Source organism: Agromyces litoreus (assembly GCF_040496015.1).
In the GTDB taxonomy this organism is placed as follows: domain Bacteria; phylum Actinomycetota; class Actinomycetes; order Actinomycetales; family Microbacteriaceae; genus Agromyces; species Agromyces litoreus.
This window is the reverse complement of the sequence record NZ_JBEPKA010000016.1, coordinates 11,561-32,319: the sequence shown is the minus strand read 5'-3', so window position 1 is coordinate 32,319 and position 20,759 is coordinate 11,561. Positions and strand designations below refer to the sequence as shown.

Below are 20,759 nucleotides of genomic sequence, written 5' to 3'. Positions count from 1 at the left end.
GGAGGGCGACTTCGCGGGCGCTCGCCCGACGACACCCTCTCCCTTGGACCATTGGAGCCACCGTGGCCGCACCCAGCCGACTCGAATCCGTCATCACGCTCGCCCAGCACCGGGGCTTCGTCTTCCAGGCGGGTGAGATCTACGGCGGGTCGCGATCCGCATGGGACTACGGCCCCCTGGGCGTCGAGCTCAAGGAGAACATCAAGCGCCAGTGGTGGCGCACGATGGTGCAGGGACGCGACGACGTCGTGGGCCTCGACTCGAGCGTCATCCTGCCCCGCCAGGTCTGGGAGGCCTCGGGGCACGTCGACGTCTTCAGCGACCCGCTCGTCGAGTGCCAGCACTGCCACAAGCGCTTCCGCGAGGACCACCTCATCGAGGCGTTCGAGAACAAGAAGGGCCGCGCCCCCGAGAACGGCATGGCCGACATCGTCTGCCCGAACTGCGGCACCCGCGGCCAGTGGACGGAGCCCCGCGAGTTCTCGGGCCTCCTGAAGACCTTCCTCGGTCCGGTCGACGACGCGGCGGGCCTGCACTACCTGCGCCCCGAGACCGCGCAGGGCATCTTCGTGAACTTCGGCAACGTGCTGCAGGCGGCGCGCATGAAGCCGCCGTTCGGCATCGGCCAGATCGGCAAGTCGTTCCGCAACGAGATCACGCCGGGCAACTTCATCTTCCGCACGCGCGAGTTCGAGCAGATGGAGATGGAGTTCTTCGTCGAGCCCGGCACCGACGAGGACTGGCACCAGTACTGGATCGACGCGCGCCACCAGTGGTACATCGACCTCGGCATCGACCCCGAGAACCTGCGCCTGTACGAGCACCCGAAGGACAAGCTCAGCCACTACTCCAAGCGCACCGTCGACATCGAGTACCGCTTCGGCTTCTCGGGCGGCGACTGGGGCGAGCTCGAGGGGGTCGCGAACCGCACCGACTTCGACCTCTCGACGCACGCGCAGCACTCCGGCAAGGAGCTCTCGTACTTCGACCAGCAGAAGAACGAGCGCTGGACGCCGTTCGTCATCGAGCCCGCGGCGGGACTCACCCGCTCGCTCATGGCGTTCCTCGTCGACGCGTACCACGTCGAGGAGGTGCCGAACGCGAAGGGCGGCACCGACACCCGCACGGTGCTCAAGCTCGACCCGCGCCTCGCGCCCGTCAAGGTCGCCGTCCTCCCGCTCTCGCGCAACGAGAAGCTCTCCCCACTCGCGCGCGAGGTGGCGGCGAACCTCCGGAAGCACTGGAACGTCGACTTCGACGACGCCGGCGCGATCGGCCGCCGCTACCGCCGCCAGGACGAGATCGGCACGCCGTTCTGCGTCACCGTCGACTTCGACTCGCTCGACGACGACGCGGTGACGATCCGCGACCGCGACAGCATGGGCCAGGAACGCGTGCCGCTGGCCGAGCTCGAGGGCTACCTGGCCGCTCGCCTCGTCGGCGCCTGACCCGCCCCGGCGCCGGCGCCGGCCGCGGCGCGCGTCGCGCGCTCGCGAGCGTCCGACGGATGTCGCCTCCAGCGCCGCGACGCGACACGCACTGGACACTCGGCGGGCCCAGGTTCGCGACACCTGCGCCACCGGACATCGAAGCGTCGTACGCCGCTGGGGTGAGCCGCATGGACGCGGCATCCGGTGGCTCCGTCGCGATCACCGCCGACGTGCTCGCCGATGCTCCCGCCGGGCGTCAGCATTCCGTAACCCGGTGCGCGGGCGGCGTGCGGGCGCCCGGATTAGCGTGGAAGGCGAGCGGGCGGCCGTCGCCCGCGGATGAGGACGCCCACGATGCCCGCACGACCCGTACGTTCGACCGGAGCCGCCGCGCTGCTCGTCGCCGCGCTCGCCCTGACCGGATGCGCGACGGCCGGCACCGCGGCCGACGACACGACGCCCGCCGCCGCCCCGACGGCCGAGGCCCCGGAGCACGACGCCGCCGACATGGCCGACGACGCCGAGACCGACGACGCGCTGGATGACGCGGCGGATGACGCGGCCGACGCCGTCGCCGCGGGCGCCTACCTCGACTACGAGGACGGCCTCATCGAGGCGACACCCGGCGACAAGGTGCTGTTCTTCCACGCCACCTGGTGCCCGAACTGCCGCGCGCTCGACGAGCAGCTGCGCGCCGAGGGCGCACCCGACGGCCTCACGGTCTTCAAGGTCGACTACGACTCCCGCACCGACCTGCGCCAGAAGTACGGCGTGACGATGCAGACGACGGTCGTCTACGTCGACGACGCCGGCGAGAAGCTCTCGAGCGAGGTGCTCTACCAGGAGCCGTCGATCGACGCGCTCCTCGCCGCGGCCCCGTGACCGCGTCGCTGACCCTCGCGCTCGCGGCGGGCGTCCTGACCGTCGCGGCGCCGTGCGTGCTGCCGCTGCTGCCGGTGGTCGTCGGCGGGTCCATCGTGCAGGGCGGCGACGCCCGCCGTGCGCAGTGGCGACCGTACGTGATCGCCGGCTCGCTCGCGGTCTCCGTCGTCGCGTTCACCCTGCTGCTCAAGGCGACGACCGCCCTGCTCGGCATCCCGCCGCAGGTCTGGCAGGTCATCGCGGGCGGCATCGTGATCCTGCTCGGCATCGACCTGCTCTTCCCGCGGCTGTGGGACCGCTTCTCGACCGCGCTCGGACTGCAGAGCCGCAGCGGCGAGATGCTGGACCGATCGGTGCGCCGGCAGAGCGTCGGCGGCGACATCCTGACCGGGGCGGCCCTCGGGCCGGTGTTCTCCAGCTGCAGCCCGACGTATGCGCTCATCGTCGCCGCGGTGCTGCCGGTGTCGTTCGGCGAGGGCGTGCTGTACGTCGTCGCGTACGCGGTGGGCCTCGCGGGCATGCTGCTGCTGATCGCGCTCCTCGGGCGCCGGCTCGTGCGGCGCCTGGGCTGGCTCGCGAACCCGGAGGGGTGGTTCCGCCGGGTGGTCGGCGCGATCTTCGTGCTCGTCGGCCTCGCGGTCGTGACCGGCTTCGACAAGACGCTGCAGACGTGGATCCTCGACGCCGGGCTGTACGATCCGATCGCACGCCTCGAGGAGGTGATCGGTGGCTGACCAGGCCGACCTGCTGCTCGACGGGCGCCTCGTGCTCCTCGTCGATGACGATCCCACCGTGCTCGAGGTGTGCCGCGCCTACCTCGAGTCGGCGGGGTTCCGCGTGCAGGAGGCGGCCGACGCGTTCGTCGCGCTCGACCGGATCGCCGCCGAGCGGCCCGACCTCGTCGTCCTCGATCGGATGCTGCCCGGCATCGACGGCATCGAGGTGTGCCGCCGCATCCGTGCGACCTCGCAGGTCCCGGTGATCATGCTCACCGCGCTCGGCGGCGAGGACGACCGGATCGCCGGGCTCGAGGCCGGCGTCGACGACTACCTCGCGAAGCCCTTCTCGCCGCGCGAGCTGACGCTGCGCGTGCAGACCGTCCTGCGCCGGGCGCTCGCCGTCGAGGCGGCCGGGCTGGCCCCCGCCGGCTCCGAGTCCGCTGTCGTGTCGCGCGGGCCGCTCCGGATCGACACCGCGGCGCACACCGTCGACCTCGACGGGCGACGGCTCTCGCTCACCCAGCGCGAGTTCGAGCTGCTCGCGTTCCTCGCGCGGCGCCCCGGAACGGTCTTCTCGCGGGAGGACCTCCTGGCGGGCGTGTGGGGCTGGACCCACGGCGACCTCTCGACCGTGACGGTGCACGTGCGCCGCCTGCGCGAGAAGATCGAGGCGGATGCCGCGAACCCGCGGATGCTGGTGACCGTGTGGGGGTACGGCTACCGGTTCGACGACCCGGCCGCGACCGCGCCGCCGACCGGATCGGGGGAGTCGCCGTGAGCGGCGGAGACCTGCTCCTGGTCATCGGCGTCTCGGCCGCCATCGCGGCCGCGGTCGGCTTCGCCGCGTGGCTGCTGCTGCGGAGCTTCGCGTGGGCGCCGATCGTGGTGCACCTGGTGACCGTGGTGGTCGCCGCCGTGGCCTCCGTGGTCGGCGGGGTGCTCGTGGCGACCCAGGCGATGTACCTCTCCGACCACGACGCGCAGATCGCGCTCGCGATCGCGGTGACGAGCGGCGTGGTGGCGATCCTCACCGCGTCGATCCTCGGCACCGAGATCGCGCGCGCAGCGCGCGTCCTGCGCTCGGCCGCGGAGGACCTCGGTCGCGGCGTCCCCGTCGAGCGGCGCCCGCTGCCGATCGGGGAGTTCCGGTCGGTGCTCGACGAGCTGGCGGGCTCCGACGCTCGGCTCCGGGCCGCGCGGGAGGAGGTCGAGCGCCAGGAGCAGGCCCGACGCGAGCTCGTCACGCGCGTCGCGCACGACCTGCGCGTGCCGCTGGCCGGGATCCGGGCCCAGGCGGAGGCCCTGCAGGACGGGCTCGCCCCCGATCCCGACCGGTACCTCGCCCGCATCGGCTCGCAGGTCGACCGGCTCGATGCGCTGGTCGCCGACCTGTTCGCCGTGTCGCAGATCGACGCGGGCTCGCTGCGGCTGCGCACCGACCGGCTCTCGCTCGCGGACATCGCCAGCGACGCGGTCGCCGAGCTCCGCCAGCTCGCCGACGGTGCGGGCGTGACGCTCGAGTTCGTCGCGAACGGGTCCGCGACCGTCGACGGCGATGCGGTGCAGCTCGGGCGGGCGGTCACGAACCTCCTCGCGAACGCGTTGCAGCACACCCCCGCCGGCGGGGGGATCCGGGTCGCGGTGAACGGCGACGGCTCCGGCGGCGACGTGCGCCTCACGGTCGCCGACGCCGGCCCGGGCTTCGCGCCGGACGAGCTCGAGCACGCGTTCGAGGCCGGATGGCGCGGATCGGACGCCCGGTCGCCGCACCGGCTCGACGTGACCGGCGGCGCCGGACTGGGCCTCGCCATCGTCCGCGGCATCGCCCGTGCGCACGGCGGCGAGGCGTCGGCGGCGAACGGCCGCGACGGCGGAGCCGTCCTCACGGTGACCCTGCCCGCCGCGTCCTGAGCGGCGCCTGCCGCGCACCGGCCCTCCCAGCCAGACCCTCCGGCCCGGCTATCGGTCGCGTCGCGCCCCGGCGCGCATCGTTGCCGCGGTCCCGGTCGGATGCGATCATGACGCGGGACCGCAGCCTACGGCGACCGGGGGGAAGCCATGTCGAACGCATCCGGAACCGACCCGCGCGACGAGGACCGCACCGAGGTGATCGACCAGGGCGGGACCCCGCCGGCGTCCGAGGCGCCGCAGCGCAACGGGCTCGGCATCGCCGCGCTGGTCGTGGGCATCGTCGCGGCCGTCCTCGCCGTCATCCCGGTCGCGTGGATCGCGGGCATCGTGCTGGCCGTGATCGGGCTGGTCCTCGGCATCATCGCGCTCACCCGGGCCGACCGGCAGAAGGGCGTCGCGACGGCCGGCACCGTGGTCTCGGCCGCGGCGCTCGTGCTGGCCGTCGTCTTCGGCGTGCTGTACGCCACCGGCGCGCTCGGCGGGAGCCCGGCGCCGACCGCGTCGCCCACGCCCACGGCGACGCCCACCGAGACCCCGACCGAGACGCCCACCCCGACCCCGACGCCGACCCCCGAGCCGACCGTGCAGGAGTGGGCCGACCAGACCTGGGGCACCTTCTCGGCGGTCGACCAGGACGGCACCGGCGACCAGACCGTCGCCATCCCCGCCGGTGCGACCGGCGGCATCGTGACGGCGACCGTCGACGGCGGCGGGCTCACGCTCCAGCCGCTCGACTCCTCGGGCTCGCCGTCCGGTCCGCCGCTCGTGCAGGCCGAGGACGACTACGACGGGACGACCGCGTGGGGCGTGTCGGATGCCGCGGCCGCCGCGTCCATCCGGGTCACGGCGACCGGGTCCTGGACGCTCACCATCGCGCCGATGTCGTCCGCGCCCGAACTGCCCGGTTCGGTCGGACGTGACGGCGACGCCGTGTTCCTGTACGGCGGCGACGCCGCGACGCTGGCCGCGACCCACTCGGGCGACGACGCCGAGGACCCGTTCGTCGTCTCGCAGCAGACCGCGCAGGAGTTCGGCGGAGCGCCGCTGATCGACGTCACCGGGTCCTACGACGACAGCGTGCCGCTCTCGGCCGGACCGTCGGTCCTGACGGTGCACGCCGACGAGGACTGGACGATGACGGTCGGCTAGGCCGGCTCGGCCGGCCGGAGCGGCCGGTTGCGGATGGCCCGCCACTCGCGGCGCAGCATCCCGTAGGACGCCGTGTCCTGCCATTCGTCGTCCGCGAACTCGTCGTCGAGCAGGGTGGCCTCGCGGCGCATGCCGAGGCGCTCGCAGAGCCGCGCGGACGGGGTGTTGCGCGCATCGAGGTGCGCCACGACCCGGTGCGCCGCGAGCCGGTCGAACGCGAGGTCGAGCACGGCGTCGGCTGCCTCGGCTGCGAGCCCCCGGCCCTGGAAGCCCGGGTGCACGACCCAGCCGATCTCGAGTCGCGCCTGCGCGACGCTCGAGACGCGGAGCATCACGTCGCCGATGACGCGCCGCTGGAACACCATCGCGAGGAAGATCGGGTCGCCGTCCGCGCCGAGGCGTCGCATCCGCGATCGCGTGACGGTGTGCTCGCGAGCCTCGTCACGTCCGCGCTCGGGCCACGGGATGTATCGCAGCACCTCGGGCAGGCGCTGGTACTCCCACACGTCGGCGGCGTCCGTCGCCGCGAGCGGGCGCAGCGTCATCCGCTCGGTCGTCAGCGGATGATGCGCGACCTCGGCGACGTCGAAGGGCAGTCGCAGGGCGGGCGGGCCCGCGTCGGCGGCCTCGTCGGGCCGGGCGTGCAGGGTGGAGGACATCGATCCGCAGCGTACCGCGCCGACCTGCGAGGCGGATGCCGCCGGGCGGGGTCAGCCGGCGTCGGCGTCGCGACGCTCGGCGGCGCCGGTCTCGCCCGCCGACTGCGCGGCGGCCTCGGGCCGGATGCCGAACACGGCCTCGAGTCCCTCGAGCCACGCCTGCTGCTCGCCGGCGCGCGCGTACTCGCGCGAGCGCACCATCGGCGTGTGCAGCAGCACGCCCGCCATGTGCCGCAGCGCCGCCTCGGTCCGGCCGTCGTCGTCGCCGCGCGATCGGGCCCGGTCGATCTCCGCATCGAGCACGTCGAACACGTGGCGGCGCAGCGCGACGACCGCGGGGGCGAGGTCGAGCTCCTCGCCGACGCTGCCGAAGTTCCGGGCCGCGCGGTCGACGAGCTCGCGGGCCGCGTCGGTGGCGCCGAACTCCTCGAGCGGCGCGTGGATCTTGATCGTCTCGAGGTCGAGCAGCTCGACGCCGGGCACCTCGACGACGTCGGGGGCGACGTTGCGGGGGAGTCCGAGGTCGATCAGGAGTCGTCGCGACGACTCGGATCGGTCGTCCGAGCGGGCCTCGTGGTCGACCTCGGCGGCGCGGGGCAGCGGTCGCAGTGCCACCGGCGCCCGGTCGGCCGCGATCGCGAGTTCGGCCCGGCCGAGCTCGAGGAGCGCGCGATCGACGACGTGGTCGTCGGCGGTCGTGCAGGTCACGATCAGGTCCGCTCCGGCCGCCGCGGCGGCGAACTCCCCTGCGGCGACGGCGGTGATGCCGTGGTTCGCGGCGAATCGCGCGGCCCGCCCGGAGGGGGAGTGCACGGCGACGTCCACGACCCCGCGGTCGCGGAGCGCCGCCAGCGACGCGCCGGCGTAGCGTCCGGTGCCCACGAGGAGGACCCGCACGCCGGCCCAGTCGGTCAGGCGGCTCTCGGCCAGGTCGAGCGCGAGGCGCACCAGCGACCGGCCCTCGGCGCCGATGCCCGTCCGGTTCTTGACGCGCCGGGAGGTCTGCGAGGCCCGCTGGAACAGGCGCTCCAGCTCGGGCGTCGTGGTGCCGTCCGCGCGGGCCTGCTCGAGCGAGCGCCGCACCTGACCGGCGATCTCGCCCTCGCCGACGACGACCGACTCGAGGCCCGAGGCGACCGAGAACAGGTGGCCGGCCACGGCGTTGCCGTGCACGAAGCCGAAGGTGCTCCGCAGTTCCTCCGGGGCGAGGCCCGCGACCTCGCCGACGGCCCGGATCGCCTCGTGGACGGGCTCGACGGGCGACTCGCCCTCCGGGGTGTCGAGGTCGAGGTACGCCTCGAAGCGGTTGCACGTCGATACGACGACCGCACCGCGAACCGCGTCATGTCCGTCTGCGAGCCGCGTGCCGGCATCCCCGGCGGTGGCCGAGAGACGTTCGAGCGTGTCGAAGCCGGCGTTCTTGTGGCTCGCGGTGAAGCAGATGAGCACCGGTCGATTCTACCCGTGGTCGAAACCGGTGCCGACCAGCCACGTCATGCGGAGGTCAGGCCGCTGATCGTTCGGGGCGGATGATCGGGATCGCGCCCGTGAGCGGGGGCAGTTCGAGGCCCTCGGCGGCGAGTGCGGCGCGGTGGCGGGACTTCCAGGCCCGGACCGTCGCGAAGAAGGGAGCGTCGACGAGCGCGTACCGCCCCGCCCTCGGGTCGTGCAGCATCATCGGCAGTTCGATGCTCGAGCCGTCGCGGCGGATGCGCACGACCACGACCGGCACGCGCGCGCTGCCGGCGACGGTGGCGTCGGCGCGGATGTTGCGGACCTCGCGCCACGGGAAGGCCGCGGCCCGGCGCGGTCGGCGCCCACCGCCCCAGAAGGAGATCCCGGCGTCGTCGGCGACGATCGTGAACCTGCCCGGAAGCCGCGCGGAGCGACCGCCGGGCCGGGTGAGCTCGTCCAGCCCTCGGACGAGGGCGCCGTTGCGGATGCCGCAGCCGACGGCTCCGGCGTGAACGGCCTCGAGCGCGCGGCGCCGGGCGCGCGCCCTGGCCGAGGCCACGCCGCGCCGGAGCGCGGCGACGAGCAGGACGAGCCCGGCGACGGCGGCGAGGCCGAGCGGGATCGCCGCGCCGTCGACGCTCGGCAGCGTCGCGACCACTCGGTCGACGTCGGGTCGGAAGGCCGCGAGTGCGGCGATGAGCAGGGCGGTGGCGAGCGCGACCGTGGTGATGAGTCCGGTGCGGTGCCGCGTTGCGATGCTGGACACTGTGTGGTGCTCCGTGGGTGGCGGAGGCGCGCCGACGGGAGGGGGCCGAGCGGTGCGTCGTCGTGTCGGGGTGCACGACCCGACGACCATAGCGTCGCGCCCGCCACGCCGCCAGCCCCCGTGGGACGCGGGAGGGCCCTCCGGGGGGTCGCGCGACCGTTCCCGCGGATCAGCTTCGATCCAGTGGGATGGGGGAGGATGTCACGGTGATCCTCTCCCCGCAGCATCCGCTCGCCGCCGGCCTCACCCACGACTCGCGCCTCGTCCGCGCCACGCGCGGCCTGCGCAGCGACACGCTGCCCGTCTGGTTCATGCGACAGGCCGGCCGGTCCCTGCCGGAGTACCGGGAGCTCCGGGTCGGCACGCGCATGCTCGACGCGTGCCTCGATCCCGCCATGGCTGCCGAGATCACCCTCCAGCCCGTGCGACGGCACGGCGTCGACGCGGGCATCTTCTTCAGCGACATCGTCGTGCCGTTGAAGCTCGTGGGGGTCGACGTCGAGATCCAGCCCGGCCGCGGGCCGGTGTTCGGCCGTGCCTACGCGGATGCCGCCGCCGTCGCCGAGCTCACGGCGATCGATCCGGCCCGACTCGACGAGACGGTCGCGCCGGTCGCCGAGGCCGTGTCCCGCACGACGGCGGCGCTCGCCGACCTGACCGCGCCCGGCGCCCCGACCTCGACACCGCTCATCGGGTTCGCCGGTGCGCCGTTCACCCTGGCCGCCTACCTCGCCGAGGGCGGCCCGTCGAAGGACCACCTGGCCGCGCGCACCCTCATGCACGCCGATCCCGGCGCGTGGCGCGCGCTCATGGACTGGACCGCGGAGCTCACCGGCCGCTTCCTGCGGGCTCAGGTGCTGGCGGGCGCGTCGGCCGCGCAGCTGTTCGACTCGTGGGCGGGCGCGCTCTCGCTGGCGGACTACCGCGAGCACGTCGCGGCGGCGTCGGCGGCCGCGCTCGCCCACGTGCACGACCTCGCCTACGACGCGGTCGACGCCGACGCCGACGCCGACGCCGACGGCGTCGCGCAGCGGCACTCGGTCCCCGTCATCCACTTCGGCGTCGGGACGGGCGAACTGCTGGGCGCGATGAAGACCGACGTCGTCGACGTGGTCGGCGTGGACTACCGGGTGCCGCTCGACGTCGCCGCCGGTCGCGTGGGGGATGGGGTTCCGCTCCAGGGCAACCTCGACCCGGCCCTCCTGCCCGCGCCGTGGCCGGTGCTCGAGGCCGCCGTGCGCGATGTCGTCAGCCGTGGTCGCGCGGCTCCCGCGCACGTCTTCAACCTCGGCCACGGGGTGCCGCCCGAGACCGATCCGACCGTGCTCACGCGCGTGGTCGAGCTCGTGCACGAGGCCGGCCGATGACCACGGGGCTGCCCGTCGACGCCGGGGCGGGCGGGCCCGAGCGCCGGTCGGCCGATGTCGTCGTGGTCGGCGGCGGCGTCGCGGGGCTGGTCGCGGCGCTGGAGTGCGCGCGCCTCGGCCTCGGCGTCGTCGTGCTCGAGCAGGCCGACCGGGCCGGCGGATGCGTCGGGAGGATCGAACTCGACGGACTCGCGCTCGACAGCGGCGCCGAGTCGTTCGCGACCCGCGGCGGATCGGTGGCGGAACTCGTCGAGCGCCTCGGGCTCGAGGATCGGATCGTGACGCCGAACCCCGCCGGCGCGTGGCTGGCGTGGGGCGACCGAGGCGCCCGGCGCACCGCGCCGATGCCGCGCACGGGCGTGCTCGGCATCCCGGCCAACCCGCTCGGCGATGACGTCCGCGCGATCATCGGGTGGGGCGGCGCGTGGCGCGCGTGGCGCGACCGCATCACGCCGATCCTGCGGATCGGCCGCGCCGAACGACTCGGTCCGCTCGTGCGGCAGCGCATGGGCGACGCGGTCCTCGACCGCCTGGTCACCCCGATCTCGGCCGGCGTGTACTCGACCGACCCGGACGACCTCGACGTCGACGTCGTCGCGCCGGGCCTGAACGAGGCCATGACCCGCGCCGGTTCGCTGTCGGGCGGGGTCGCGCAGCTCGTCGAGGCGCGCCGCGCGGGCAGTGCCGTGCAGGGCCTGCGCGGCGGCATGCACACGCTCGTCGACGCCCTCCTCGCCGAGCTCGCCCGCTTCGGCGCCGAGGTGCGCACGGGTGTGCGCGCGACGGGGCTGCAGCGCGCCGTCGGGGCCGGGGCCGGGGCCGCCGCCGCCGCGCCCCGCGCGGCCTGGAGCGTGTCGGGCGACGTCCTGATGGCGCCGGACGCGTCGGCGGCATCCGGCGCCCGGGCGGATGACGCGGCGGCGGGCGCCTCGGGGATCGTCGTGGACGCGCGCTTCGCCATCGTCGCGACGCCCGCGCACGTGTCGCGGGCGCTCCTCGCCGATGTGCTGCCGGCTGACCAGCTCGCCGAGGAGTGGCCCTCGGCCGCCTCGGTCGAGCTCGTCACCCTCGTGCTCGACGCCCCTGCGCTCGACGCCGCCCCGCGCGGCACGGGTGTGCTCGTCGCCGCCGACACGCCCGGCGTCGCGGCGAAGGCGCTGACCCACTCGACGGCGAAGTGGTCGTGGCTGGCGGACGCCGCGGACGGACGCCACGTCGTCCGCCTCTCGTACGGACGGGCGGGCGGGGCGAACGCGCTCGACGGCCTCGACGACGACGCCGTCGCGGAGCGGGCGCTGCTCGACGCGTCCGCACTCCTCGGCGTCGACCTGGACCGATCGCGCCTGCGCGCGATGGGGCGCAGCGCCTGGCGGGACGCCCTCTCCCAGGCCGCCGTCGGCCAGCGCGCACGGGTGCGCGCGCTCGAGGCCGCGATCCCGGACGACGACGGGCTCGCGCTCGCCGGCTCATGGGTGGCCGGGACCGGGCTCGCGTCGGTCGTCCCGCACGCGATCGAGGCGGCCGAGCGCATCCGCCGCCTGGCCCTCCGGATCGCCGGGGAAGCATAGCCGGACCGGAATACGATCGGCCGGATCGCCCGGCAACCCCCTTGCGTCGCTCGGGTCGGGGTCTACGCTGGAGGGACGCTGTCTGGTGAACCGCAGCGGGGGATGGGGTGCATATGAAGGGCAAGATCCTCTTCGTCGTCGGTCTCGGCGTGGGCTACGTGCTCGGGACGAGAGCGGGACGGGAACGCTACGAACAGCTCCGCAAGGCCGCGGAGAACGTCTGGAACCAACCGGCCGTGCAGGACGGCGTGCAGACCGCGAAGGACTTCGCGATGGCGCGCGCCGGCGACGTCGGCGAGACGGTGCTCGACGGGGCGAAGAAGCTCGTCCGACAGGTCACCGGGAATGAGGGATCGTCCTCCTCCGGGTCGTCGTCCACCACGTCGGGGTCGAAGTCGACCTCGTCCGCGAGCTCCGGGGCGTCGAAGTCCTCGTCGTCGAAGTCCGGCTCCTCCTCCTCGAAGTCCGGCTCCTCCTCCTCGAAGTCCGGGTCGAAGTCGGGCTCCTCGGGGTCCGGCTCCTCCGGCTCGTCGAGTTCGTCCTCGTCCTGATCGATCCGCGGAGGTGACCTCCCGATGGCTGCACCACTGAACGACGACCGGTCGCTGTTCACGCTCGTCGGCGAACTGCCCGACCAGATCTCGGGGCTCGTGCGTGCCGAGATCGACCAGGTCAAGGCCGAACTGAGCTACAAGGCCAAGCACTTCGGCATCGGCGCCGGGCTGGTGATCGTGGCGGCCTTCGTCGGGATCTTCCTGCTCGGCACGCTGATCGCGACCGGCATCCTGGCACTCTCGCTGGTCATGCCCGGCTGGGCGGCGGCGCTGACCGTCTCCGGCATCCTGCTGCTCATCATCGCGATCCTCGTCGGCGTCGCGCTCGTGAACTTCCGCCGCGGCAGCGAGCCGCTGGAGTCGATCGAGAGCGTGCGCCAGGACATCGACGCCATCACCGGAAGGGGCGAGTATGGCGGCCGCAGCTGACGTCCGGCTCGACAAGGCCCAGCAGCGGAACCTCTCGCGGCTGCAGGCCCACGACAACGCGCGCGCCGCGCGCGACCAGCTCGCGGGCACGCTGAACGCACTCGAGGAGAAGCTCAACGTGCCCAAGCGCGTCGCGCGGGCGACCGGCCGAGCGAAGCGGCGCGTCCGCCGCTTCGCCGACGAGCAGCCCGGCGTCGCCGTCGCGGTCGCCGTCGGCGTGGTCGCCGCGGTCGGCGTCGGCGTGTGGCTCGTGGTGCGCGCGAACCTCGATCGCTGACCTGAACCCAACGAGGGAGGCCACGGTGTCCGACGTCCACCGGCCGACCGATCCAGGCGCCGCCGACGGCGCGTCCGCCGTCGACGCCTTCGCCGAACGGGTCTTCGGGGCGGCGCTCGGAGCGCTCGAGACGATGTCCGTGCACCTCGGCGACCGTCTCGGCTGGTACCGCATCCTGGCCGAGCGCGGCGCGCTGTCCTCCGGCGAACTCGCCGACGCGGCGGGCACGGGCGAGCGCTACACGCGGGAGTGGCTCGAGCAGCAGGCCGTGCTCGGCATCCTCGCCGTCGATGACGCCGCTGCCGAGGCGTCCGCGCGCCGGTACGAACTCCCGGCCGCGCACGCGGAGGTCCTCACGGACGCGGGCTCGCTCGCCTACAGCGCCCCGCTCGCGCGGATGATCGCCGGGTCGGCGATCCAGCTCCCGGCGATCCTCGATGCGGCCAGGTCGGGCGGCGGCGTGCCGTGGGAGCGGTTCGGCGCCGATGCCCGTGATGCGCAGGGCGACATCAACCGGCCGTGGTTCGAGCACCGGCTCGCCGAGGCGCTCGCCGGCGTGCCCGAGCTCGACGAGGTCCTCCGCCGGCCTTCGGCCCGGATCGTCGATGTCGGGTGCGGGCACGGATGGTCGACGATCGCGCTCGCCCGCGCATACCCGGATGCCGCGCTCGTGGGCGTCGACGTCGACGAGCCGTCGATCGAGGCCGCGCGCGCTCACGCCGCGGACGCGGGGCTCTCCGATCGGGTGACGTTCGTGCTCGGCGGCGGTGAGACCCTGGCCGACGAGGACGGGTTCGATGCGGGGTTCGTCTTCGAAGCCGTGCACGACATGCCGGCGCCGGTCGAGGTGCTCGCCGCATTGCGGCGGGCCGTTCGCGACGACGGGGCGGTCGTGATCATGGACGAGGCGGTCGCCGAGCGGTTCACCCCCGACGGCGATGAGGTCGAGCGGATCATGTACGGCTACAGCCTGTTCGTCTGCCTGCCCGACAGCCTCTCCACGCCGGGGTCCGTGGCCACCGGCACGGTGATGCGGCCCGCGGTGCTCGAGGGCTACGCCCGACAGGCGGGGTTCGCGGCAGCGGAGATCCTCCCGATCGAGGGATTCGCGGCGTTCCGGTTCACGCGCCTGCTCCCGTGACGGCGGTGCGCGGTCGGGGTCGCGGCCCGCTCGGACTGGTCCCGTCCTTTTTGACCTTTCAGGTTGCGGGGGGAGGATGGTCCCATGTCATTCCCAGCTGCCGACGGGGCAGCCGACGTGCCACAGACCGATTCCGATGCGACCGCCTCACCCGAGGGCTACACGCTCTTCGCCGTGCTCAGGAAGGACCCGGCCCGGCCGGACGACCTCGACGGCCACGACGTACCCCGGTTCGTGGACGAGCTCGACGGCGTGATCTCCCTCGTCGAGGACGAGGGCGTCGTCGTCCGCGGCGTCTACGACGTGTCCGGCCTCCGCGCCGACGCCGACGTGATGCTCTGGCTGCACGGCCCGACCGCCGAGGGCCTGCAGTGGGCGCTCCGCGAGCTCCGTCGCGCTCGGCTGCTCCGGGCGCTGCTCCCGACCTGGAACGCCATGGGCGTGCACCGCGACGCCGAGTTCAACAAGGCGCACGTGCCCGGATTCCTCCGTGGCGTCGAGCCGAAGGGGTGGCTCACCGTCTACCCGTTCGTGCGCAGCTACGAGTGGTACCTGCTGCCGGCGGAGGAGCGCGGCCGCATGCTGGCCGAGCACGGTCGCAAGGGCGCCGCGTTCCGCGGAGTGGTCGCGAACACCGTCTCGTCGTTCGCGCTCGGCGACTACGAGTGGCTCCTGCCGATGGAGTCGGACGAGCTCCTCGACCTCGTCGACATGATGCGCGACCTGCGCGCGACCGACGCGCGTCGGCATGTCCGCGACGAGCTGCCGTTCTACACCGGACGCCGCATCACCACCGCCGAGCTCGTGGAGGTGCTGCAGTAATGGCGGCGACGAACCTCGGCGGTGTCGGCGCCGACGCGCCCGAACGCGTACGCGCCGCGAGCGCGCCCGGCGGGCACCCGCTGCGAGGCGTCAAGCCCGCGCCCGCGACCTCCGCCCCGCTCGCGCCCGGCGCGGTCGTGCCCGGTGCGACCGAGCCCGCCCGTTCGGGCCCGGAGCACGTCGAGACGCCCGTCGCGTACGACGCGATCCTGCTCGCCGGCTTCGGCGGCCCGGAGGGCCAGGACGACGTGATCCCGTTCCTGCGGAACGTCACCCGGGGTCGCGGCATCCCCGACGAGCGCCTCGAGGAGGTCGCGCACCACTACCGCCACTTCGGCGGCGTGAGCCCGATCAACGAGCACAACCGGGAGCTGAAGGCGGCGCTCGAGGCCGAGCTGGCCTCGCGGGGCATCGACCTGCCGGTGCTCTGGGGCAACCGCAACTGGGACCCGTACATGAACGACGCCGTCCGCGAGGCGGGCGAGCGGGGCTTCACGAAGCTCATCGCGATCGCCACGAGCGCGTACAGCTCCTACTCGAGCTGCCGCCAGTACCGCGAGGACTACGCCGACGCGCTCGAAGACACCGGTCTGGCCGGTGTCGTGGAGATCGACAAGGTGCGCCAGTTCTTCGACCACCCCGGCTTCGTGACGCCGTTCGTCGAGGGCGTCCGCGACGCGCTGGCGAAGCTCGTGGCCGAGCACCCCGGCCTCGACACCGCGACCGAGGTCGAGGTGCTGTTCGCCACGCATTCGATCCCGACGACGGATGCCGCGAAGTCCGGCCCCGCCGAGCGCGGGTTCGGCGAGGGCGGCGCCTACGCCGCGCAGCACACCGCCGTCGCCGAGGTCGTCATGCGCGAGGCGGGCGCTGCGGAGGTGCCCTGGCAGCTGGTCTACCAGTCGCGCTCGGGCCCGCCGTCGCAGCCGTGGCTCGAGCCCGACGTGAACGACGCCATCGCCGAGCTTCCCGCGGCCGGCCGCAAGGCCGTCGTGATCGTCCCGCTCGGCTTCGTCAGCGACCACATGGAGGTCATGTGGGACCTCGACGAGGAGGCGATGGAGACCGCCGAGGAGCACGGGCTCGCCGCCATCCGCGTGCCGACGCCCGGCGTGCACCCCGCGTACGTCGCCGGGCTCGTCGACCTCGTCCTCGAGCGGGTGAACGGCACGCCCGCGGCCGAGCGCCCGCACGAGACCGACCTCGGCCCGTGGTACGACGTCTGCCGTCCCGGCTGCTGCGAGAACGCGCGTCTCGGCTTCAAGCCGGCGCTGGCGGGGATCGCACCGTGAACGCCGCGGCGCGGCAGCGCGACGTGATCCGGGTGGGCACGCGGGGCAGCGCCCTCGCCCTCGCCCAGACGCGCCAGATCGCCGAGCGACTGGGCAAGGCGGCCGACGTCGACATCGAGATCGTCACCGTCACCACGCAGGGCGACACCTCGCGCGCCTCGCTGCAGTCGATCGGCGGCACCGGCGTCTTCGCGGCCGCGCTGCGCGAGTCGCTGATCGCGGGGGAGTGCGACGTCATCGTGCACTCGCTGAAGGACCTGCCGACCGCCGACCATCCGCAGCTCCGGCTCGCGGCCGTGCCCAAGCGCGCCGACTCCCGCGACGCCCTGTGCGCGCGCGACGGGATGGCGCTCGCCGACCTTCCCGAGGGCGCCCGCATCGGGACGGGCTCGCCGCGCCGCATCGCCCAGCTCGCCGCCGCCCGTCCCGACGTGACGGCGGTCGACGTGCGCGGGAACATCGACACCCGGCTCGGCTTCGTCGAGCAGGGCGAGCTCGACGCCGTCCTGCTCGCCGCGGCGGGGCTGGGCCGGCTGGGCCGCGCTGAGGCCGCCACCGAGCACTTCGCCCTGAGCGAGTGGCCGACCGCGCCGGGGCAGGGCGCGCTCGCGCTCGAGGTGCGTGATGAGCGGCCGTCGCCCGCGCTGCAGCGCGGCCTCGCGGCCGTCGATCACGTCACCACGCGGGCCACGGTCCTGGCCGAACGGCTCGTGCTCGCCGGGCTCGAGGCCGGGTGCGCGGCCCCCGTCGGGGCGACCGCCTTCGTCGAGGACGAACTTCTGTTCCTCACGGCGACGGTGTACAGTGCCGACGGAGCGCGGCAGGTGACCAGCTCGCACGCCGCGACTCCCGACAGCCGCTCGGCCGCCGCCCTGGCGGACGCGGCTCGCGACGTCGCTGAGCGCGTCGTCGCGGAACTCCTCGGCAACGGCGCCGCCGACCTCTCGCCTGCCCAGGAGTCGCCGTGACCGAATTCGAACCGATGACCGGGGCGATCAAGCTGCCCGGAGCCGACGGCACCAAGCCGCTGGCCGGATGGCGCGTGCTCGTGCCCCGCGGCGGACCGTGGGGCGACGCGGTGGCGGCATCCCTGCGGGCCCGCGGCGCATCGCCGGTCATCGCGCCGATGATCAACTTCGCGCCGACCGACGACCAGCCGGCCCTCGAGGCGGCGCTCGCGAAGCTCGCCTCGGGCGGGTTCGACTGGGTCACGGTCACGAGCGCCACCACGGTCGACGTGCTCGCGTCGTACGGCGTGGTCATCCCGGAGTCGACGAAGGTCGCCGCGGTGGGCGAGACCACCGCGGCCGCCCTCGTCGCCGCCGGGTACCGCGCCGACATCGTCCCGAGCGAGGACAACTCGGCGAAGGGCCTGCTCGAGGAGTGGGAGCTCGCGACCGACGGCGCCCTGCCGCTGCGGGTGCTCGCGCTCCGCTCCGCGATCGCGAAGCAGGTCCTCTCGATCGGCCTGGAGCGCATCGGGCACGACGTCGAGGCGGTCGTCGCCTACCGCACGGTGGGGGTTCCCGTCGCGCAGAAGGTCGTCGACGACGTCCGCGCCGGCAAGGTCGACGCGATCCTCGTGACCTCGGGCAGCGTCGCCGAGCAGGTGCATTCGCAGCTCGGCCCGGTCCCCGATCGGACCCTCGTCGCCGCGATCGGCCCGCAGACGCAGAAGGACGCCGCGGCCATCGGGCTGCGCGTCGACGTGATCGCCGCCGAGCGTTCGGCCGAGTCGCTGATCGACGCCGTGGTGAACTCGGCGCTCGCGAGCGCCTGACCGGTCGCCGCCCTGATCCATCCATCGGGCGCCCAGCCGCGCGCGCGTAGGCTTGGCGGGTGACTTCCGCACCCGTCCCCCGCGTGCGGCCCCGGCGCCTGCGTGAGACGCCGGCCCTGCGCCGCCTCGTGTCCGAGACCCGCCTGCACCCCTCCGAGCTCGTGCTCCCGATCTTCGTGCGCGAGGGCGTGACCGAACCCATGCCGATCGCCTCCATGCCGGGCGTCGTGCAGCACTCGCTGGACTCCGTGAAGGGCGCCGTGACCGAGGCCGCCGAGGCGGGCGTGGGCGGCGTGATGCTGTTCGGCGTGCCCGAGACGCGCGACGCGACCGGCTCGTGCGGTGTCGACCCCGACGGCATCCTGAACGTGGCGACCCGCGTCGTGGCCGACGAGGTGGGCGACGGCCTCGTGGTGCAGACCGACCTGTGCCTCGACGAGTTCACCGACCACGGGCACTGCGGCGTGCTCGACGCGCAGGGCCGGGTCGACAACGACGCCACGCTGGAGCGCTACCGGGAGATGGCGCTCGCCCAGGCTGCCGCCGGCTCGCAGCTGCTCGGGCTCTCCGGGATGATGGACGGCCAGGTCGCCGCCGTGCGCGACGCGCTCGATGAGTCGGGCCGGACGGATGTCGCCCTGCTCGCCTACTCGGCCAAGTACGCCTCGGCGTACTACGGCCCCTTCCGCGACGCCGTGGAGTCGACCCTCGAGGGCGACCGCCGCACCTACCAGCTCGACCCGGGCAACCGTCGCGAGGGGCTGCGCGAGGCCATGATCGACATCGACGAGGGCGCCGACGTCGTGATGGTCAAGCCTGCGGGCTCCTACCTCGACGTGCTGGCCGACGTCGCGGCGGCGAGCGAGGTGCCGGTCTGGGCCTACCAGGTGTCGGGCGAGTACTCGATGATCGAGGCGGCGGCCATGCACGGCTGGATCGACCGTCGCCGCGCCGTGATCGAGTCGGTGCGCGGCATCCGCCGTGCCGGCGCCGACGCCGTGCTGACGTACTGGGCGACCGAGCTCGCCGGATGGCTCCGGGAGGGGACCGAATGACCACCGCACCCACGGCGACGAACGCCGACCTCTTCGCCCGCGCGCAGGCCGCGATCCCGGGCGGGGTGAACTCGCCCGTCCGGGCGTTCCGCTCGGTTGGCGGCACGCCGCGCTTCCTCGTCTCGGCGCAGGGCGCCTACGTGACCGACGCCGAGGGCCGCGAGTACGTCGACCTCGTCGCCGGGTGGGGCCCCGCCATCCTCGGCCACGCGCACCCCGAGGTCGTCGCCGCGGTGCAGGATGCCGCCGGCCGCGGCCTCTCGTTCGGCGCGTCGAGCCCTGTCGAGACCGAGCTCGCCGAGCTCATCGAGGCGCGCGTCGCGCCGGTCGAGAAGCTGCGCCTCGTGTCGACCGGCACGGAGGCGACCATGAGCGCCATCCGCCTCGCCCGCGGCTTCACCGGGCGCGACCTGCTCGTGAAGTTCGCCGGGCACTACCACGGCCACTCCGACGGCCTGCTCGCCGAGGCGGGCTCGGGTCTCGCGACCTTCGCCCTGCCGGGCTCGGCGGGTGTGCCGGCCGACGTCGCCGCGCTCACCCTCGTGGTGCCCTACAACGACCTCGACGCGCTGCGCGCGGTGTTCGCCGAGCACGGCGACCGCATCGCGGCCGTGATCACCGAGGCCGCCGCGGCGAACATGGGCGTCGTGCCGCCGCTGCCCGGGTTCAACCGCGCGCTCGTCGAGCTCGCGCACGCGCACGGCGCGCTCGTCATCAGCGACGAGGTGCTCACGGGCTTCCGCGTCTCGAAGGCCGGTTGGTGGGGCGTCGAGGCGGGTACCGACAGCGAGTCCACGCCCGACCTCCTCACGTTCGGCAAGGTCGTCGGCGGCGGCATGCCCGTCGCCGCGCTCGGCGGCCGCGCCGAGGTCATGGAGCGCCTCGCGCCGCTCGGCCCGGTCTACCAGGCGGGCACGCTCTCCGGGAACCCGGTCGCGGTGACCGCGGGCGTCACGACGCTGCGCCTCGCCGACGACGCGGTCTACGCGAAGCTCGACGAGGTCTCGGCGCTCCTGCAGCGCGAGGTCTCGGCGGCGCTGTCGGCCGAGGGCGTCGCGCACGGCGTGCAGGTCGCCGGCAACCTCTTCAGCTTCCTGTTCGGCGAGTCCGTCGCCGGCGGCGCCCGCGACTACGCGGGCGTGCTCGCGCAGGAGTCGTGGCGCTACGCCCCGTTCTTCCACGCGATGCTCGACGCGGGGGTCTCGCTGCCGCCGAGCGTCTTCGAGGCGTGGTTCGTGACGGCCGCGCACGACGAGGCCGCCGTCTCGCGCATCCTCGACGCCCTCCCCGCCGCGGCCCGCGCCGCGGCATCCGCTCGCCCGCCCGCCTGAACCGCACGCCGCGGTTCTCAGGAGTTGTCCGGCGTGTCGCGTCGCACGGCGGCGTGCCGTCCTGAGCAGCGGCGCGATCCAGGCACGCGCTCCTGAGCAGCGCGCGGTTCGGGGCCGCGATAGGAGGAATCGTGCACCGCCCGCTTCGGCGTTTGTGGAGCGTCGACGACCT

The 20,759-nt window shown here is 74.2% G+C and carries 21 protein-coding genes; 17 read left to right on the top strand and 4 right to left on the bottom strand.

The genetic code is table 11. From position 1 onward, the window contains the following. Positions 1 to 62 precede the first annotated feature (62 nt). The 6 genes from ABME01_RS12470 (at position 63) to ABME01_RS12445 (ending at position 6,091) form a co-directional block, all read left to right on the top strand. The gene (locus tag ABME01_RS12470) at positions 63 to 1,448 is read left to right on the top strand and encodes a glycine--tRNA ligase (RefSeq protein ID WP_353828744.1); all 1,386 of its coding nucleotides are present in this window, start codon (positions 63 to 65) and stop codon (positions 1,446 to 1,448) included. A gap of 336 nt (positions 1,449 to 1,784) precedes the next feature. Continuing rightward, the gene (locus ABME01_RS12465) at positions 1,785 to 2,312 is read left to right on the top strand and encodes a thioredoxin family protein (RefSeq protein WP_353828743.1); all 528 of its coding nucleotides are present in this window, start codon (positions 1,785 to 1,787) and stop codon (positions 2,310 to 2,312) included. Continuing rightward, complete coding sequence (locus ABME01_RS12460; protein WP_353828742.1) at positions 2,309 to 3,046, top strand: cytochrome c biogenesis CcdA family protein; 738 nt, start codon at positions 2,309 to 2,311, stop codon at positions 3,044 to 3,046. Before ABME01_RS12465 ends, ABME01_RS12460 begins: the two co-directional genes overlap by 4 nt. Beyond that, positions 3,039 to 3,809: a response regulator gene (locus ABME01_RS12455; protein ID WP_353828741.1), complete on the top strand. Its 771-nt coding sequence runs from the start codon at positions 3,039 to 3,041 to the stop codon at positions 3,807 to 3,809. The genes ABME01_RS12460 and ABME01_RS12455 overlap by 8 nt, the downstream gene beginning before the upstream one ends. Continuing rightward, entirely contained in the window at positions 3,806 to 4,942 is a 1,137-nt protein-coding gene (locus ABME01_RS12450) for a sensor histidine kinase (protein WP_353828740.1), read from the top strand. Before ABME01_RS12455 ends, ABME01_RS12450 begins: the two co-directional genes overlap by 4 nt. A gap of 147 nt (positions 4,943 to 5,089) precedes the next feature. Further along, entirely contained in the window at positions 5,090 to 6,091 is a 1,002-nt protein-coding gene (locus ABME01_RS12445; protein ID WP_353828739.1) for a DUF4190 domain-containing protein, read from the top strand. Here the strand turns inward: ABME01_RS12445 and ABME01_RS12440 are convergent. Genes ABME01_RS12440 through ABME01_RS12430 form a run of 3 tightly spaced genes read right to left on the bottom strand, consistent with a single transcriptional unit; the run spans position 6,088 to position 8,971 of the window. Continuing rightward, positions 6,088 to 6,750 (bottom strand): GNAT family N-acetyltransferase, encoded by a 663-nt coding sequence (locus ABME01_RS12440; RefSeq protein ID WP_353828738.1) that lies wholly within the window; start codon positions 6,748 to 6,750, stop codon positions 6,088 to 6,090. The genes ABME01_RS12445 and ABME01_RS12440 overlap by 4 nt on opposite strands. Positions 6,751 to 6,801: 51 nt before the next feature. Beyond that, on the bottom strand, positions 6,802 to 8,199 hold the full coding sequence (locus ABME01_RS12435) for a glutamyl-tRNA reductase (RefSeq protein WP_353828736.1): 1,398 nt from the start codon (positions 8,197 to 8,199) through the stop codon (positions 6,802 to 6,804). Positions 8,200 to 8,254: 55 nt separating this feature from the next. Further along, positions 8,255 to 8,971 carry a hypothetical protein gene (locus ABME01_RS12430; protein ID WP_353828735.1) on the bottom strand — a complete coding sequence of 239 codons (717 nt, stop codon included), beginning with the start codon at positions 8,969 to 8,971 and terminating at the stop codon, positions 8,255 to 8,257. Positions 8,972 to 9,159: 188 nt separating this feature from the next. Here ABME01_RS12430 and hemE point away from each other — a divergent pair, with 188 nt between their 5' ends. Beyond that, the gene (gene hemE / locus ABME01_RS12425; protein WP_436407433.1) at positions 9,160 to 10,338 is read left to right on the top strand and encodes a uroporphyrinogen decarboxylase; all 1,179 of its coding nucleotides are present in this window, start codon (positions 9,160 to 9,162) and stop codon (positions 10,336 to 10,338) included. Beyond that, positions 10,335 to 11,906 (top strand): protoporphyrinogen/coproporphyrinogen oxidase, encoded by a 1,572-nt coding sequence (locus ABME01_RS12420; RefSeq protein WP_353828733.1) that lies wholly within the window; start codon positions 10,335 to 10,337, stop codon positions 11,904 to 11,906. Before hemE ends, ABME01_RS12420 begins: the two co-directional genes overlap by 4 nt. A 187-nt stretch (positions 11,907 to 12,093) precedes the next feature. Here ABME01_RS12420 and ABME01_RS12415 read toward each other — a convergent pair whose 3' ends face one another. Then, complete coding sequence (locus ABME01_RS12415; protein ID WP_353828732.1) at positions 12,094 to 12,519, bottom strand: hypothetical protein; 426 nt, start codon at positions 12,517 to 12,519, stop codon at positions 12,094 to 12,096. On the opposite strand from ABME01_RS12415, the gene ABME01_RS12410 reads away from it, so the two are divergent. The 9 genes from ABME01_RS12410 to hemL all read left to right on the top strand — a co-directional run bounded on the left by ABME01_RS12410 (position 12,482) and on the right by hemL (position 20,587). After that, on the top strand, positions 12,482 to 12,889 hold the full coding sequence (locus tag ABME01_RS12410) for a phage holin family protein (RefSeq protein WP_353828731.1): 408 nt from the start codon (positions 12,482 to 12,484) through the stop codon (positions 12,887 to 12,889). The two genes, ABME01_RS12415 and ABME01_RS12410, sit on opposite strands and share 38 nt — an antisense overlap. Continuing rightward, positions 12,873 to 13,166 carry a DUF3618 domain-containing protein gene (locus ABME01_RS12405; RefSeq protein ID WP_353828730.1) on the top strand — a complete coding sequence of 98 codons (294 nt, stop codon included), beginning with the start codon at positions 12,873 to 12,875 and terminating at the stop codon, positions 13,164 to 13,166. The genes ABME01_RS12410 and ABME01_RS12405 overlap by 17 nt, the downstream gene beginning before the upstream one ends. Before the next feature lie 25 nt (positions 13,167 to 13,191). Next, a complete protein-coding gene (locus ABME01_RS12400) occupies positions 13,192 to 14,307 on the top strand; it encodes a class I SAM-dependent methyltransferase (protein ID WP_353828729.1) in 1,116 nt (371 codons plus the stop codon). An 84-nt stretch (positions 14,308 to 14,391) separates the two neighbouring features. After that, entirely contained in the window at positions 14,392 to 15,129 is a 738-nt protein-coding gene (gene hemQ / locus ABME01_RS12395; protein ID WP_353828728.1) for a hydrogen peroxide-dependent heme synthase, read from the top strand. Next, positions 15,129 to 16,421, top strand: a complete 1,293-nt coding sequence (locus ABME01_RS12390; protein WP_353828727.1) for a ferrochelatase — start codon at positions 15,129 to 15,131, stop codon at positions 16,419 to 16,421. The genes hemQ and ABME01_RS12390 overlap by 1 nt, the downstream gene beginning before the upstream one ends. Then, on the top strand, positions 16,418 to 17,389 hold the full coding sequence (hemC, locus tag ABME01_RS12385) for a hydroxymethylbilane synthase (protein WP_353828726.1): 972 nt from the start codon (positions 16,418 to 16,420) through the stop codon (positions 17,387 to 17,389). The genes ABME01_RS12390 and hemC overlap by 4 nt, the downstream gene beginning before the upstream one ends. A gap of 14 nt (positions 17,390 to 17,403) precedes the next feature. Next, positions 17,404 to 18,201, top strand: a complete 798-nt coding sequence (locus ABME01_RS12380; RefSeq protein WP_353828785.1) for a uroporphyrinogen-III synthase — start codon at positions 17,404 to 17,406, stop codon at positions 18,199 to 18,201. Between the two features lie 59 nt (positions 18,202 to 18,260). Further along, a complete protein-coding gene (gene hemB / locus ABME01_RS12375; RefSeq protein ID WP_353828725.1) occupies positions 18,261 to 19,256 on the top strand; it encodes a porphobilinogen synthase in 996 nt (331 codons plus the stop codon). After that, positions 19,253 to 20,587 carry a glutamate-1-semialdehyde 2,1-aminomutase gene (gene hemL / locus ABME01_RS12370; RefSeq protein WP_353828724.1) on the top strand — a complete coding sequence of 445 codons (1,335 nt, stop codon included), beginning with the start codon at positions 19,253 to 19,255 and terminating at the stop codon, positions 20,585 to 20,587. Before hemB ends, hemL begins: the two co-directional genes overlap by 4 nt. The last annotated feature ends 172 nt before the right edge of the window (positions 20,588 to 20,759 follow it).